This is a genomic window from Hymenobacter monticola (assembly GCF_022811645.1).
GTDB classification, from domain to species: domain Bacteria; phylum Bacteroidota; class Bacteroidia; order Cytophagales; family Hymenobacteraceae; genus Hymenobacter; species Hymenobacter monticola.
On record NZ_CP094534.1, the window covers coordinates 2,576,339 to 2,591,900 of the forward strand.

The window sequence follows — 15,562 nt, forward strand, 5'->3', positions numbered from 1 at the left end:
CGGTTAGCGGGTGGCCGAGGCCACCACGGCCGGCGTTTGGGCGGACGTCAGCTCGGGCACCGAGATGGTGGTTTCCTGGCCTTTGCTCACTTCCACGTTGTAGCGGTACCGCTCGCGGCCTACGCGCAGCAGCACGGCGTATTTGCCGGCCGGTACTTCGCGGAAGTTCAGCTTGCTGCCGTACGAAGCTTGGCGGTTGGTAGCGCTCGTCAGGTTGGCATTGTGCGTGAGGCACACCACATCCAAGTGCATGCGCTCTTGTTTGGGGTTTTCAACGGTGAGCCACAGGGCCTGGCCGTCGCCCTGCACGGCTTTTACCGAGGGAGCATCCTGGGCGAGGGCGGCGCCGGCGGTGCCCAGCACGGCCAGGCCGCCGAGCAGCAAGGCCCGCAGAACCGAAGCAGAGGAGGTGGCGCCAGTCAGTTGCTGGGCGGGGCGGAGGGAGATGGAACGTTTCATGGTACTTACAGAAAAAAGGTGAGAATGAAAGTTTTGCAGAAAAAAGGTGGGGGCTTGCAGAAAAAAGGCGGGGGCGGGTAGGGAGGAGAAGAGGTGTGGCTTATAGTACTGTGCGACGAACAGTACAAATGTATGGTAGGTACTTTGTAAAACAAGGTACTGTTTCAATTAAGTTGCCGTTTCCATATTGTTAAATCCGTTAATGATTGATAATCAGCGCGAAAATTTTACTTGAAAATTTTCATAGAAACGCTTCGGCGTGGATGAAGCGGGTGGAGGGCTGCGATTGGGATGGAAGGCTGACGGAAAAGCGCTGGTAGAAGGAGGGCGAGGGCTGCAAATCGTGAGCGTTGTCCGAAAGATGCACGACGAGGGCGGCGGGTTGCCTGGGTGGCTTTCGAATGTGGATACCGCCGATGCCGGCGAACGTTACACGGCGCGTAATTTTTTTTCCGGGCGTGCCTTGCCCCCGCCCAAAACGGGCCTATAGCGGTGCTGGCCATGCTAATACCGCCCCCGTGCGTGCCCGGCGGGGTGCCCGTGCAACCGTTGGGGAACGCTGCCGGTCAGCCGCTCAGTCATTCCTTTTTCTGCTCACCTGCTTATTCCCTTTCACCCCATGCCCCCTTTCTCCTCCAAACCCGCGCTGCTGAGCCTGCTGGCCGGCACCTTATTGTTCACCGGCTGCCATAAGCAAGATGTGGCCGTGCCCGCCCCCGTGGCCCCGCCCACGCGTCCGCTCACCGGGGCCGAGCGCAGCACCGTGAGCAGCGCCAACGACTTCGCGTTTCAGGCCTTCGACAAGCTGCGCACGGCCTCCCCGGCCGGCAACATGTGCATCTCGCCGCTGAGTATTTCGGCCGCCCTCACCATGGCCTACAACGGCGCCGACGGCAGCACCAAGGCCGCCATGAAGCAGACGCTGGGCTTCCAGCCGCTAACTGATACGGAAATCAACGAGGCTTACCAGAGCCTGTTTGCGCTGCTCGGCGGGCTCGACCCGCAGGTGACCTTTACCACGGGCAATTCCATTTGGTATGGGCAGCAGTACCGGCTGCAGGCGCCGTTTGTGCAGGCCAACCAGCAGTACTTCGGGGCCACGGTGCGGCCCATCACGTTTGGCGTGCCGGCGGCCACCAGCACCATCAACGACTGGGTGAATACCCAAACGCGCGGCAAAATTGCCACCATTCTCAACGGCACCACGTCCAACGACGTGCTGTACCTGATAAACGCCCTTTACTTCAAAGGGGCCTGGACCTACCGCTTCAACCCACAGAACACCCGGCCGGCCCCCTTTTATCAGGAAAACGGCACGTCGGCCAACACCGACTTCATGAGCTTGACCACCGGCCGCTACCGGTACTTCCGGGACGCCCAGCAGCAAGTCATCGACCTGCCCTACGGCAACCGCCGCTTCAGCATGACGTTTGTGGTGCCGCAGGGCCAGAGCACCCTGGCCAGCGTGGCCGCTCGCCTCACCCGCACCCAGCTCAACACCTGGCTGGCGGCGGCCGACTCGACCGGGCAAGAATTGCGCGTGCCCAGGTTCAAGTTTGCTTACGAAGAAGGCCTCAACGGCATGCTCAGGCAACTAGGCATGGGCGAAGCCTTCACGCCTCAGGCCAACTTCAGCCGCATGCTCGACGGCGGCCCGTCCAATCTGTACATCAGCGAGGTGAAGCACAAAACCTACCTGGAAGTGAACGAAGAAGGCACCGAGGCCGCCGCCGTGACATCGGTGGGCATGGTGACGACCTCCGTACCCATGGCAACGCTCATTAACCGGCCCTTCCTGTTCCTCATCCGCGAAAAATCGTCGGGCGCCATCCTGTTCATCGGGCAGCTGGTGAACCCTTAAGCGGTGCCCGAGCAATAAAAAAAACGTCATGCCGAGCGTAGCCTAGGCATGACGTTTTTTTTATTGCAACAGCTTGAGCTTCACCTCACTTATTAGCAGGCGCGCCGGTGCTGGTAGTGCAGCTGAAGCACGGTGTCAATTTTTTCAGCCGTTAGAGGCTTGTTAATGCGGCCGGCGGCGGGCAGGCCATCTAGCCGGTTGAGGTCGCGCGCGTCCATGGAAGTGGTGAGGACCACCACGGTGGTGGCGTGCCGCTGGGCCGGCGAAAGCTGTTGAAAAGCCTGCAAAAACTCGATGCCGTTCATGATGGGCATCTGAATATCAAGCAAAATCAGGGACGGGTAGCTGGGCTGCGGCCCTTGGCCCGCCTGCTGCAGCACCGCCAGCGCCTCCTGCCCATTGGCGGCCACCATGATGTGGTCGGCAACGTCGAGACGCTTGAGCAGGCGCTCGTTGAGGAAATTATTCGTTGGGTCGTCGTCGACCAGCAACACGCTGGTAAGTTTGGGCATAGCTGCTCCCTACGCAAAACTGCTCGGCCGGGTTTAGGCGCGGTTGGGCAGCTGCACCGTGAAGGTGCTGCCCACGCCGGGCGCGCTTTCTACCTGAATGGTGCCGCCGGCGTTTTCCACCATGCGCTTCACCATGTAGAGGCCCACGCCGGTGCCCTCCACGTGGGTGTGCAGGCGCCGGAACATCACGAAGAGCTTGCTTTGCTCGTCGGCCGTCAGGCCCAGGCCGTTGTCCTGCACTTCCAGCCGCACCTGGCCCGGGGGGCAGGTGGCGCGTAGCCGCACCCGCGCGGGCCGGTCGGGGGCGTGGTACTTGAACGCGTTGCTGAGCAGGTTGTAAACGATGCTGCGCAGGTTTTTGGGCGAGAAGCGCACGGTGGGGCAGGCGGCCACGTCCACGGATAGCTGGCCCTGGGCGGCGGCCACCACCGGGGCCAGGTCGAGGCGCACCGACTCGATGAGGGCGGCCAGGTCCACCGTTTCGGGTGGCTCGGCGTGGGCCGGCTGCAGCTTGCTCACATCGGTGAGGTGCACCAGGGTGCGCTGAAAGCGGTCGACGGAGCCCTGCATGAGGCCCAGCAGGTGGGTCACGTCGGGGTGGTGGCGCACGGGTTCGGGCAGCTGTTCCTGCAGGGCCAGCAACAGGCCTTCGATGTTGGCAATGGGCGCCTTCAGGTCGTGGCTGGCCGTGTACACAAAGGTGTCGAGGTCGACGTTGGTGTAGCTCAGGCGCTCGTTGGTGTCGCGCAGCTCGTCGTTGGCGGCCAGCATTTCCTCGTTGATGGCGGCCAGCTCCTCGTTCAGCTCCTGCACCCGCTCGCGGGCCTCGGTCTGGTCGGTAATGTCGGTGACGAGGGTGTAAAAGCCCAGCACTTCGCCATTCTTCACATCCGGAATGTAGTCGGTGCGGATGTGGCGCACAAAGTTTTCGCGGTAGGGCATCCAGCTTTCAAACGAAAGCCGCTCGCCGGCCAGGGCCCGCACAATGTAGCCTTGCGCATTGGCATAGGCCTGCTCGCCCACCACGTCGCGCACTTTCCGGCCCAGCAAGGCGGTGGGGTCGATGTTGAACCAGCCCCGGTAAGCCAGGTTGGCAAACTGGTAGCGCTGTTCGCGGTCGAGGTAGCCAATCAGTACCGGCAGGGCATCGGTGAGCACGCGCAGGCGCTGCGCGGCGGCTTCGGTGGCCCGGCGGGCGTGCACTTTGGCGGTCGAATCGACAATGAAAACCAGGATGCCGGTGGTTTGCCCCCGGTCGTCGCGCAAGGGTTGGTACACGAAGTCCACGTAACTCGACTGCGACTGGCCGGTGCCCGGGTCGAAGAGCTCGACCAACATTTCCTTGGCCTCAAACGGCTGGCCGGAGGTGTACACCTCGTTGAGCCGGCTCACAAAGCCCTGCGCTGCCAGCTCGGGCAGTGCCTGGGCCACGGGCAGCCCCAGCCGGGGGCGCTGGCCCGTGAGCTGCTGGTAGGGCTCGTTGAAAAAGGTGTAGCGGTGCTCGGGGCCGCCCAGCGTGGCAATGAACGCCGGCACCTGGCGCAAAATCTGACTGAGCATGGCCTGCTGCTGCAGCAGTTCGCGGGTGCGCTCGGCCACCCGTTTTTCCAGGTCTTGGTTGAGCAGGTACACCTCCTCCTGCGCAAGCGTGAGGGCGGTGTTGGTGGTCAGGAATTCGTCGTTGCTGGCCCGCAGCTCTTCGTTGATGGCGGCCAGCTCCTCGTTCAGCTCCTGCACTTGCTGGCGGGCCAGCACCTGGGGCGTCACGTCGTAGGCAAACACGAAAATGCCGTTGATAGCCCCCTGCCGGTCGTGCCGCGCCTGGTAGATGAAGTTGTAATACCGTTTTTCCAGCTCGCGCCGGTCTTCGTTGTCGTGGTCGAGCTGCACCAGCATCTCGTTGGCGCGGTAGGTTTCGCCGGTGCGGTACACGCTATCGAGCAGGTCGAAGATGGGCTGGCCGGCCAGCTCGGGCATGGCCTCGGCAATGGCGCGGCCCACCAGCGGGCGCGGCCCCACCAGCGCCTGATAGGGCGGGTTCACGAATTCGAACACGTGCTGCGGGCCCTGAAACACGCAAATCATGGCCGGGGCGTCACGGAACAGCAGTTCCAGCTGCCCGCGCTCCCGCTCTGCCACGGCGCGCGCTTCCAGCTCGCGGGCCTGGCTGATGCGCAGGGCCTGCTCGGTGGCGGTGCGGGGCTGGTCGTTGGTGTCGGTGAAGGTGACCACCAGCACATCGGCCTGGCGCCGGGCCATCAGCAGGAAGTAGCCGTCGAGGCTGTCGTGCTGGTAATTGTTTTCGCGCCGCGCGGTCTGGCCCGAGAGGAAGGCGTCGCGGTAAAACGCAAACACCCCCGCCGCGTCGGCCGTGGGGTAAATGGTGTGGAACGACGCGGCCGGGCGCTCGGGCAGCTGCAGCATCTGCTGCGCGGCGGGGTTGAGGTAGTCGATGCCAAAGTCGACGACGGTGGCACCGGTCGCATCGTACACGGGCCGCATCAGCATCACGCCGTTCTGCGAAATGTCGAGCAGCACACGCAGCAGGTCTTCCGACGGCGGGAAATCGGGCGGCAGCGCCGGTGGTAGGGATTGAGACATGAGAACGGGGCGAAGGCCGGAAAAACAGCAACTACAGCCACTAAGGTACCAGCGGGCGCGCAGCTTCGGTGGCCGCGCCGGCCCCCGCCGCCGCCGGGCCGTGCACTACCGGCGCTCCACAAACGTCAGGCGGTTGCTGAAGGGGTCGGTCACGGTCATTTCCAGGGCCGTGGGGTCGTAAAAGGGGGCGTCGAGGCCCGGCCGGTTGTATGTATAATGCTGGGCTAGCAGCTGCTGGTGAAAGGCCGCGAGGTGCTCAAAATCATCGATGAACACCCGCGCCCCCGGCGAGCAGTCGTCGTGGTGCTCGGAGAGGTGCAGCGTCACGTCGCCGCGGCTGATTTGCAGGTAGGCCGGGCTGCCGGCGGGCCGGTGCTCCCAGTCGAGGCGAAAACCCAGCCAACCGAGGTAAAACGCCAAGGCTTTGTCGTAGTCGAAGATGCGGAGAATGGGTTTGACGGTGGCCATAAGCAGCATGGAGAAGGTGCAGCGGCAAAAATAGTCCCACCCGCGGGGCGCCGTGCAACCCCGCCGCCGTCTCGCCGGTCAGGGCTGCGACGAGGGCGGTTGCCTCGCGTGTATCATCTTCAATTCCGTAGCCTTATGCGCTTTTCTTTCCTTTTTTCTGCGGCCATACTGACCGGAATGGGCCTGGCCGGCTGCACCGCCAAAACCGACGTCGAGCCCGAAGTACCCTGCGGCACCTACGCCACGGTGCGCCTGTGCCACGGCATGACGGCCATGTGCCCCACCGAGCACACGACCCTCGAACTGGCCGACAGCACCCGGCTGCACCCCACCGGGCCCCTGTGGGCGGCATACCAGCCGCACCAAACCGATGGACAGGTGCTCTACATTGGCTACTCCCAAAACAACCCACCCGTTGATGCGGCCGGCAACGTGCTGGCCAACATCACCTGCCTGGAGGAGCCTTTGCCCTTTTGCCCGCCTCCGGTGCCGGACGGCCGCTAATACCGGCGTCTGGTGCGGGTAAGCCTCTAAAAGCCCCGTCAGCTACTGGCGGGGCTTTTTCATGGCCGGCCGTAGGCCCTTGGCAACCCGATGACGGGCAGGCTAGTATGCTCAACGGTAAGCCTTCTACATTTTAAACCAGCCCAACATTATGGCCACCGCCCAGCATTCCGAATCCGCCGACATTTACGCGGCCTTCAAACAAGACGTCAACATGACCGCCAGCGAGCTGGAGAAGTGGCTCAAAACCGACGAATCCAGGTCGGTGGGCCAGGACAGCGGCGACGGCCAGAGCATCGGCCACCACTCCGGCGAGCGCATCGTCGAAATCCTGCACAAGAAAAAGGCCGACCTCACGCCCGACGACGAAGCCCACATGCACAAGGTGCACAGCTACGTGGCGCGCCACTCGGCCCAGGGCCCGCACCATCAAAAGGACGTGGAAACCTCCGCCTGGCGCTATTCGCTGATGAACTGGGGCCACGACCCGCTGAAGAAGTAGCTGGTTGCGGCTGCCAATTGGCGCATTCGTGTTGTTGCAATCAAAACTTGGTAGGGAAAACGCCCGGCCCAGCCGATAATCGGCGCCGTTTCGACGGTGAAACAATCGGAACGGAGCCCAGCGACCGGGCCGCGGCATAGGGCTTGCAAAGGGATGGACAAGCGCTTGACGATACCAACAACGGCGCGTAACCCCTCAAAAACCATTGCCATGAAAACCAAGCTTTTTTCGTTCGTTGCCGCCCTGGGTTTGTTTGCCACTACCGCTTCTTCGGCCGCCACTGCCACCTATCCTCCCTTCAAAGACCGTCGCGAACTGGCCCGCATCGAGCGCGAACGGGCCCTCGAACGGGCCCGCCGCGAAGCTGCCCAACGGGAGCAGCAACGCCTCGTTGCCGAGCGCGCCCGCTTCGAAGCCCAGCGCCGCGTCGAGCAGCAGCGCGCCGCCGAGCGCGCCCGCTGGGAAGCCCAGCACCGCTACGATGGCCGCGGCCGCCGCTAAGTAGTTGTTCATTCTAATGAAAAGCCCCGTCAGGATATGGCGGGGCTTCTTTTTAGTCAAAAACTTCGTCACGCCGAGTTCTTATATCGGTTTGGCTGGACTGCGTTGGCGATTCCCAAGCGAACAATAAATGCATGGTAGCAAGCCCCCTCTCGATACTAAACGGGGCTTGCTGCTGCTCGAATGTTGATTGCTGTCTACTCCCGCTCCAGCACCTGCCGGATGCCGCCCAGGCCGCTCGAAATATTCTCCAGCTGCGTGAGCACGCTGTGCAACTGGCCGCCGCTGCTGGTGCGCAGGTTGCGCACGAAAGTGGCTTTGATGGCTTCCCAGCGGGCTTTTTCCTCGGGCGTGAGCCAGCCCAGCAGCTCGTGTAGCTTGAGCAGGTTGGCCTCGGTGCCGCTGGTCAGGGTTTGGGCTTCGTTGTCGTAGTGGGTGGCCAGGAGGGTTTTTACTTCCTCGTCGTTCATCACGGGGCGCACCTTTTCGGCCAGCTTGGCCATGTTGCGGTAGGAGCCCTGCAGCTTGAAGGGCGGTTCGGTGCGGTACTCGTTGGCCTGCGCCGCCGAGCGGATGTACTCCTCGTTCACGCGGGCCACCACGTCGCGGATGCCTAGCAGCTTCTGCAGCACAGCCACGTACTCGTTGATTTCGGCAGGGGAGTGGTTGGCCTCGAAGGTGAGGCTGGTGCTGTCGCCGGTTTCGGCCAGCTTGATGAGCGGGTACACGTCGGCCTGGCTTTTGGCGGCGAGGCGGCTGAGCACGGGGTTGGCCACCAGCGAGTTTTCCACGTAGCTGAGCAGGAAGGTGTCGGCCGTGTCGCCGATGATGTCGCCGAGGTTGTAGATGTCGGCGCGGTTGGCCAGCATGTCGGGAATGCGGAACTGCTCGCCCGATTCCGTGTAGGGGTTGCCGGCCATCACCACGGCCACCTTGCGGCCCCGGAAATCGTAGGTGCGGGCGCGGCCCTGGTACACGCCCTCAATCTTGCGCTGGGCGTCGCAGAGCGAGATGAATTTCTGCAAAAATTCGGGATTGCAGTGCTGAATATCATCGAGATATATCATCACGTTGTCGCCCATCTCGAAGGCCAGGTTCAGCTTCAGCAGCTCCTCGCGGGCACCGGAGTTGGGCGCCTGAGCGGGGTCCACGCTCGTCACGGCGTGGCCGATGGCCGGGCCGTTGATTTTCATAAAAATCAGCCCCAGGCGGTTGGCCACGTACTCCATGAGCGTGGTTTTGCCGTAGCCAGGCGGCGACACCAGCAGCAGCAGGCCCATGAGGTCGGTGCGCTTGTCGGCCCCCGCCGTGCCGATTTGCTTGGCGAGGTTGGCCCCGATGAGCGGCAGATACACCTCATCAATCAGCTTGTTCCGCACAAACGATGAGAGCACGCGCGGCCGGAACTCCGCCAGCCGCAGCTCCTCGGCGAAGCGCGCCACCAACTCCTTTTTCAGCGTCCCAAACGACTCAAACAGCGGCACCACCGAGCGCACGTAGTGGTGCAGTCGCCGCCGGAACTCGGGGAAATGCAGCTGATAGCTCCGCTCATGAATGCGGGCGTGCGAGCCCTGCAGGCCGGTGAGGGTTTCGTGCAAGGGCGTGCGGATGATGCGCGCGGGGTCGAAGGTGGCAGTTATTAGCAGCGTCGCCGCTTCGTTCACCCCGTTAACCCCATCCCCCGGCCCCTTCCCCTCCTGGGGAAGGGGAGCCGAGGCGACGCTGAAAGTTGAGTTCGTCAGGCTCCCCTCCCCCGGAGGGGAGGGGCTGGGGGTGGGGTTTGGGTGCCGCACAAACGCCCCCAGCCACTGCCGCACCAGCTGGAACTGCGCGGCCGGCTGGTCGGCTAGCGCGGCCACGCTGGCTTCGTATTGCGGCGTGGCGTTGCGCTCCTTCAGCGACTGCTGGAACTGCTGGTACAGGTCGGCGGCTTCGGGGGCGATGACGAAGGTTTCGCCGCGGGTCAGCTCCTGAAACAGGTAGTCGCCAGCCTCGGCTACTTCGGGGAGGGTGAATAAGCTAGTGCCGGTAGCAAACTCCTCCACGGCCAGCTGCAACTCGGCTTTCAGGGGCTCGAACTCGCGGGAATCGGGGAAAACCTGGAGCAGGATGCCAATGCCCTGTAGCTGCTGCTGCCAGGCGGCCTTGCGCTTGCGGCCCGCGAAGCGCTGCCAGTAGAGCGCGGCGGCGGCGCGGGCGTTGGCCGGGTAGCGCAGCAAATCGGCGGTGCGGGTGAGGCGCACCAGCGCTTCGAGCAGCAGGGCGGCGTCGTGGTCGTGCACACCTTTGAGGTAGCCCTCGGCGTAGCGCGGGGCCATAAACTGCTGTACGTAAATAGTCAGCTCGGCCACGGTGAGGTGCGAGAGCTCAGCCAGCGACAGCACGGCCGCCGTGCCGGGCTGCGCCGGCGCGGGCCGCTGGGCCGCCTGCAAAATCAGCCAGGCCAGGTACTCGGCGCGGTACACGTCGGCGTTTTCCGACACCACCGTTTGGTCCCACACAGCGCGGGCGGCCAGGAAGGCAGGCTCGGTTATTTTCTGGAAGAAATTGGTGCCCGTGAGGTGGTAGTGTAGGTCGCCGTCGCGCAGTACTACGGTCAGGTCCAGCGGCTGGGTGTTGACGGTGAAGGCGTAGGGGCCGAATTTCAGGGCCTGGCCGCCGTCGGTAAACAGCTCGGCGCGGTCCTTGAGCTGGCGCACAGCGTCTTCCTTCACCGTTTTGAGGCGGCTCTGAATGTCGTCGGCCTTCACCGGGTCGCCGAGGCTGACCAGCTCCTGCACGGTCTGGCGCACCTTTTCCACCATCAAATCCGACGCGAAATAGCCGTTGATGTCGGCCACCGTTTCGAAGCGGCCCAGCCGGTTTTGCACCGCTTTCAGAATGCGTTCGGCCGATTGCAGCAGCGCCGAAGCCCGCTGATTCCGGGCCTCTACCAGCCCCACCTTGCGCGACTCAAACGCCTCCGAAACCTCCTCGCGCTTGCCCGCCAGCTGCACCAGAAACTGGTCAAATTCCGGAAATTTGCCTTCCAGCTCCTCCAGCTGCACCAGCAGCTTGGTACTGTACTCGTCGCAGCGGGCGGGCGTGTCGCACAGGTCCAGGTAGTTCACCAGCGCTTGGTCGAGGAGCTTGATTTGGGCCGTGAATTCGGCCTGCGCCTCGGTGCCGGCCAGGGCCTGCCGCCGCCGTTTCAGCGCCGCCCGAATCTGGTTGAAGCTGGCGTAAATCGTCGAGATGTTGTCGATGATGCGCGTGGTTTGCGTGGGGTCGGGCATCGGCAGGTTGCTCACCACCTCAATCAGCAGCTCCAGCTCGCTCGAAACCGCGTTGGCCAGCTTTTCCTGCTCGTTGGCTTCGGCCACTTTCTGCACCTTCTCAATGGCCTCGGCAATGGCCTGCACGCGCACGGTGTAGGGCTTCAGCGCGTCGGGCTTCAGCAGGAAATCCACCGTTTGGGCGGCCACGTCCTTGCTGGTTTGCTCCAGGTCGGCGGCGGCTTTTTCCACGGTGGGCAGCTCCACGTAGCGCAGCTCTTTTAGGGAAATGACCTCGCCGCGCACCGTGCGCAGCTCCGCCAGCATCTGCACGAACTCGTTCACGTCGGTGGCCGTGGTGCGCTTGATGCGGCCGGTCAGCTCGTCGGCTTTGGCCAGCACGCGCTGGGTTTCGGCGTCGGTGCTTTTGCGGATGCTTAGCACTTTGTCGAACTCCTCAACCGCCGCATTAGCTGCCTGCTGAATGTCGCGCAGCGGCTCGGCCAGCGCTTGAGCGGCCGGCTCGCGCAGCCAGTGGTAGGTGTCGGTGAGGGTGGTGGTGAGGCGAATCAGGTCGAGGTAGAGGCCGGCGTAGCTGTCGTCTTTGCTGAGCAGCGTCAGTACCTCCTGCGTTTCGGCCATAGCCCGCACTATTTCTTTGTTGCCCAGCTTGTAGAGGTAGGAGCCAGAAGTGACGGGCAGCTCAAAATCGGGCGCTACATAGGGCGTTTGCCAAATTTGTACCGCATGGTGCTTCTTCGGCTCATCATCCTTGCGGAAATAGCACAGCTCGCCGTTTTCAAACAGTGCGTAGCCGTGGCAATTAATGGGGTTTTCAACCCGCTGCGCGATGATGTTATAGGAAAATAATAAATACGCGCCGCTGTCCTTATTGTAGAAAACATACAGGGAATCTTCGCCGTTGGGCGAGGCTACGCGCTTCTCAAACAGCATGTCGCGCAGGCCGTTGTCAAATAATTTTCCCTCGCCGGTTTGCAGGTAAAAACCGTGCGAAAATATGAGTCCCTGGCCGTCGGGCAGCAGCACGCAGGCATCGGCCAGCGCGTCCAGGCGCTGCGCTGTTTGCTGCTTGGAGTTGTAAATGAAATACCGGTAATCGGGCTCCTGATAGGGCCGGATTTTCAGCAGAATTAAGTTACCGACAATGGCGTAATAAATCTCCGAATCGTCGAGCGTCTGGTCCTTATCGGCCACCGGCTCGGCGTAAATGCCGCGACCGGTGGCGGTGTTGTCCTCCACTTTGATGGTGAGGTCGCCGCCGATGGTTTCGACAAAAACCCGGTCCTCGATGCTGATGTGCGGGTGTTTGCCGCTCCGCTGCATGTCGCGCGTGGTGCGCTTCCAGGTGAACTCGTGCTGCGGCGGGTACACGTATTCGTGGTCGCTGCGGTTGTCGATGTAGGTCAGTGCCTCGTTCTGCAACAGCCACTTGAACGTCTTGATGTCGTTCACACTTTTGCCCACCCGAAACACCATGAACAGGTGGTTGCCGAGCACCGCGAATTTTACGAACTGCGTGTTCTTGTAATAACGGTACAGGTCGCGGAATTCGCCGGCAAACTGCGCGTTATTAATCAGGTCCAGCGGCAGCGGCTGAAACTCGTGGTTCACGTAATTATAGGCCCCGAAAACATCGGATAATTCCACCTCCGTTTTCAGGCCCAGCACCACGTTGAAGCCGAAGAGAAATTTATCGCCCACCGGCACCATGTCCCACGGCACGCAATTGTGCTCGGTGGTGATGCGCCCGGTCCCAATCAGCTTGGTATCAATCGCGCCAAACACCGTTTTGCGCTCGGCGTTCAGCTTGTCGAGGCGGGCTTTGAGGTCGGCGCCGCTCTTGTGCAGGCGGTTGCGCAGGATTTCGTAGGTGCCGCCTTCGAGTTGGACGCCGTTGACCCCATCCCCCGGCCCCTTCCCCTCCGGGGGAAGGGGAGCCGAGGCGGCGCGGGTTTTTTCTTTTTCGTTGGTAATGGCGGGGTTATTGCTATCGGGGCTCATAATTAGGGTAGAGGACAGCCAAATGCTCGGCAATTGTCTTTAACACTTTTGGGGTGTTATGCAGGACCTCCTCGTTGGTGAAGCGGAGGACCAGGAAGCCATACTCCTGCAATTCGTGGGTGCGGCCGCCGTCGTATTCGGCCTGGCTTTCGTCGCCATGGATGCTGCCGTCGACTTCAACAATCAGCCACGCGGCGAGGCATACAAAATCCACAATGAAAGACTCGATGGCGTGCTGGCGGCGAAAAGGCGCGTTCAGCTTATTGCCGCGCAGTTCTTGCCAAAGGTGGTTTTCGGCGGGCGTGGGATGCTTGCGGTTGTGCTGGGTGTAGGCTTTGAGGGACGTTTTCCAGCGCTTGGCGTCGGTGGTAAACATGCCGAAGGGGTAGACCTCAGCCCCGTTAACCCCATCCCCCGGCCCCTTCCCCTCCGGGGGAAGGGGAGCCCGACGACTATCGTCCGAAATTTCGTCAGCACTCATGACGTGACTTATTCAAACAAAAAAGAAGAACAAACTACTGCCAACCGTCCGTGCCGCCTCGGCTCCCCTTCCCCCGGAGGGGAAGGGGCCGGGGGATGGGGTTTACAACTGCAGCGTCTTCGCCGGCTTATCCCCAATGCCCAACGCCTTGGCTGTGCTGGCCAGCTGCGCGATGGTGCCGCGCGTGGACTCGTCGCCGGCCTTATTCATCATTTGCAGCAGCAGGGCCGACACGCTCAGGTTCTTCATGTCCTCGCTGCTCAGACCGAACTTATCCACGAAGCGGCGCAGGTTGGTTTTGAAATCCCCGTCGCCGTCGTGGCCGAAGAAGGCGTCTTTCACGGTGCCTAGCACTTCGGAATTGTGCACGGCGCGGTCCACCATTTTGCCCTTGGTGATGGAGCCGATAATCTGGTCGAAGAACATGGTTTCGCCGCCCACGATGTCGATTTTGGCCGACTTCAGGGCTTCTGAAATTACGCCAGCCTGAGCGCCGGCAATGTCTTTCTGGATGTTGATTTGGGCCAGCTCCACCGACTTTTCCTTGTCGAGGCGCAGCTTGAATTCCTCGTGGTCTTTGCCCACGCCGTCGAGCTTCTTCATGGCGTCAGCCTTGGCTTCGATGCCCTTGGCTTCCACGGCAAAGCGCTGCTCGTTCACGGTTACTTCGGCCAGGCCACGCTTCTGGTCGGCGTCGGCTTTGGCTTCGATGACGCTGGCTTCGGCCAGGCCTTTTTCGCGGTTCACCTTAGCGGCCACCACGCCCAGCTTCTCGTCGGCCTCGGCCTGGGCCGTGGCTTTCGCCTGGATGGCCTGTGCCTCGGCCGTGGCGGTTAGCTGCAACACGTTGGCTTCGGCCTCGCCTTCTTTCTGGCGGGCGGTGGCTTTGGCCTGCATCACCTGGGCCTCGGCCAGGCCCACGGCGCTGGCTTTGCTGGCCTCGGCTTCGGCCATGATGCGCATGGCCTGCGAGCGGTGCTCCGACGAAGCTTTCTCGGCTTCGGCATCAATCAGCGACTGCTTGGCGCGGAATTCGGCGGCCTGCTTGGCCATGTCGGCGTTGCCGACCAGCGCAATGGTGGCCTGCTCGGTTTCCTGCTGGGCCTTGGTCACGGCCACCAGCTTTTCGCGGTCGGCCGCGGCCTGGGCGCGGGTGTCTTTAATGCGCTCTTCCTCAATTACCGTGGCTTTTTCTACCGTAATGCGCTCGCGGATGATGCTCTGAATATTCTTGCGCTCCTCTTCTAAGGCCTTTTCTTTTTCAATCTGGGCCAGGGCCACGATGCGCTCCCGCTCGTTGATTTCGAGAGAACGGGCCTGCTCCACGCGCTCGGTTTCCACGGCATCGGTGCGCTGCTTGTTGCGCTCGGCCACCAGGATTTGCCGGTCGCGGTTTTGCTCCGAAATCTTGATTTCCTCGTCGGCGGCAATACGGGCTTTTTCGCCTTTCATGCGCTCTTCCTGGCGTACTTTCTCGGTTTCGGCCGCTTCCCGGGCCTTGATGTTGGCAATTTCGCGGAACTGCTTTTCCTGGTTTTCGGCCAGCTGCTTTTCAAGCTGCAGAATGGTTTCCTGCGCCTCCACGTCCTGCTTCTTGATGGTTTTCTGTTGGTCGCGCTGAATCTGGTTGGCCTGAATTTTCTGCTCCGAGGTCAGGGCAATAATCTTCTTGATACCTTCGGCGTCCAGAATGTTGTCCTGGTTCAGCGCCTGCAAGGGCGTCTGTTCCAGATAGTCAATGGCGCAGTCGTCAAGCACATAGCCGTTCAAGTCGGTGCCGATGATGCGCAGAATCTCCTGCTTGAACTGCTCGCGGGAGTTGTAGAGCTCGATGAAGTCGAAGTGCTTGCCCACCGTTTTCAGGGCTTCCGAAAACTTGGCGTCGAACAGGCTTTCGAGCGCCAGCGGGTCGGAGGCGCGGTGCGCGCCGATGCTCTGGGCCACGTTTACCACGTCCTCGTGGGTTTTGTTGACGCGGATGAAGAAGTTCACCTTCACGTCGGCCCGCAGGTTGTCTTTGCACACCAGCCCTTCGGAGCCGGCGCGGGAGATGACGATGGTTTTCAGCTTGATGTCCATCAGCTCCAGCTTGTGCAGGATAGGCACCACGATGATGCCGGAGAAGGACACCTTGGCGTCGCCCATGCCGGTGCGCAACAGGGCCTCGCCCTGCACGGCTTTCTTGTACATTTTGGCGATAACTGACAAAAAACCAAGGAGAAACAGGCCGACGATAATCAGGACGGCCCAGGAAAGGGATGCTAGCATATTCGTGGAATTTACCTCATCCCCCGGCCCCTTTCCCCGGAGGGGAAGGGGAGCCAGACGAAGAGCTTTTGTAAAAGGTTTTGAATAAAAGAGATGGTTAGAAGACGTCGTCTAAATTTTTGTCAGGCT

General features: G+C 61.9%; 11 protein-coding genes. 4 read left to right on the forward strand and 7 right to left on the reverse strand.

Going from position 1 to position 15,562, the window contains the following annotated elements; genetic code table 11:
• Positions 1–3: 3 nt before the first annotated feature.
• Positions 4–459: a hypothetical protein gene (locus MTP16_RS10760; RefSeq protein ID WP_243519577.1), complete on the reverse strand. Its 456-nt coding sequence runs from the start codon at positions 457–459 to the stop codon at positions 4–6.
• Positions 460–1,078: 619 nt separating this feature from the next.
• Between MTP16_RS10760 and MTP16_RS10765 the strand changes: the two genes are divergently transcribed.
• Complete coding sequence (locus MTP16_RS10765; protein ID WP_243519579.1) at positions 1,079–2,320, forward strand: serpin family protein; 1,242 nt, start codon at positions 1,079–1,081, stop codon at positions 2,318–2,320.
• 92 nt (positions 2,321–2,412) lie between these two features.
• On the opposite strand, the gene MTP16_RS10770 is transcribed toward MTP16_RS10765, so the two are convergent.
• The 3 genes from MTP16_RS10770 to MTP16_RS10780 form a co-directional block, all read right to left on the reverse strand.
• Positions 2,413–2,832 (reverse strand): response regulator, encoded by a 420-nt coding sequence (locus MTP16_RS10770; RefSeq protein ID WP_243519581.1) that lies wholly within the window; start codon positions 2,830–2,832, stop codon positions 2,413–2,415.
• A gap of 33 nt (positions 2,833–2,865) precedes the next feature.
• Complete coding sequence (locus tag MTP16_RS10775; protein ID WP_243519583.1) at positions 2,866–5,433, reverse strand: PAS domain-containing protein; 2,568 nt, start codon at positions 5,431–5,433, stop codon at positions 2,866–2,868.
• Between the two features lie 105 nt (positions 5,434–5,538).
• Positions 5,539–5,910, reverse strand: coding sequence for a glyoxalase superfamily protein (locus MTP16_RS10780; protein ID WP_262922669.1), 372 nt, complete (start codon positions 5,908–5,910; stop codon positions 5,539–5,541).
• Positions 5,911–6,036: 126 nt separating this feature from the next.
• Between MTP16_RS10780 and MTP16_RS10785 the strand changes: the two genes are divergently transcribed.
• The 3 genes from MTP16_RS10785 (at position 6,037) to MTP16_RS10795 (ending at position 7,408) form a co-directional block, all read left to right on the forward strand.
• Positions 6,037–6,405, forward strand: coding sequence for a hypothetical protein (locus MTP16_RS10785; protein WP_243519587.1), 369 nt, complete (start codon positions 6,037–6,039; stop codon positions 6,403–6,405).
• Positions 6,406–6,556: 151 nt separating this feature from the next.
• Complete coding sequence (locus tag MTP16_RS10790) at positions 6,557–6,907, forward strand: DUF3140 domain-containing protein (RefSeq protein WP_243519589.1); 351 nt, start codon at positions 6,557–6,559, stop codon at positions 6,905–6,907.
• A gap of 210 nt (positions 6,908–7,117) precedes the next feature.
• Positions 7,118–7,408: a hypothetical protein gene (locus tag MTP16_RS10795; protein ID WP_243519591.1), complete on the forward strand. Its 291-nt coding sequence runs from the start codon at positions 7,118–7,120 to the stop codon at positions 7,406–7,408.
• A gap of 197 nt (positions 7,409–7,605) precedes the next feature.
• Here the strand turns inward: MTP16_RS10795 and MTP16_RS10800 are convergent, their stop codons facing one another.
• The 3 genes from MTP16_RS10800 to MTP16_RS10810 all read right to left on the reverse strand — a co-directional run bounded on the left by MTP16_RS10800 (position 7,606) and on the right by MTP16_RS10810 (position 15,433).
• Positions 7,606–12,684 (reverse strand): DNA repair ATPase, encoded by a 5,079-nt coding sequence (locus MTP16_RS10800; protein WP_243519593.1) that lies wholly within the window; start codon positions 12,682–12,684, stop codon positions 7,606–7,608.
• Complete coding sequence (locus MTP16_RS10805; RefSeq protein WP_243519595.1) at positions 12,671–13,060, reverse strand: endonuclease domain-containing protein; 390 nt, start codon at positions 13,058–13,060, stop codon at positions 12,671–12,673. Before MTP16_RS10805 ends, MTP16_RS10800 begins: the two co-directional genes overlap by 14 nt.
• A gap of 207 nt (positions 13,061–13,267) precedes the next feature.
• Positions 13,268–15,433: a flotillin family protein gene (locus tag MTP16_RS10810; RefSeq protein WP_243519597.1), complete on the reverse strand. Its 2,166-nt coding sequence runs from the start codon at positions 15,431–15,433 to the stop codon at positions 13,268–13,270.
• Between the last annotated feature and the right edge of the window lie 129 nt (positions 15,434–15,562).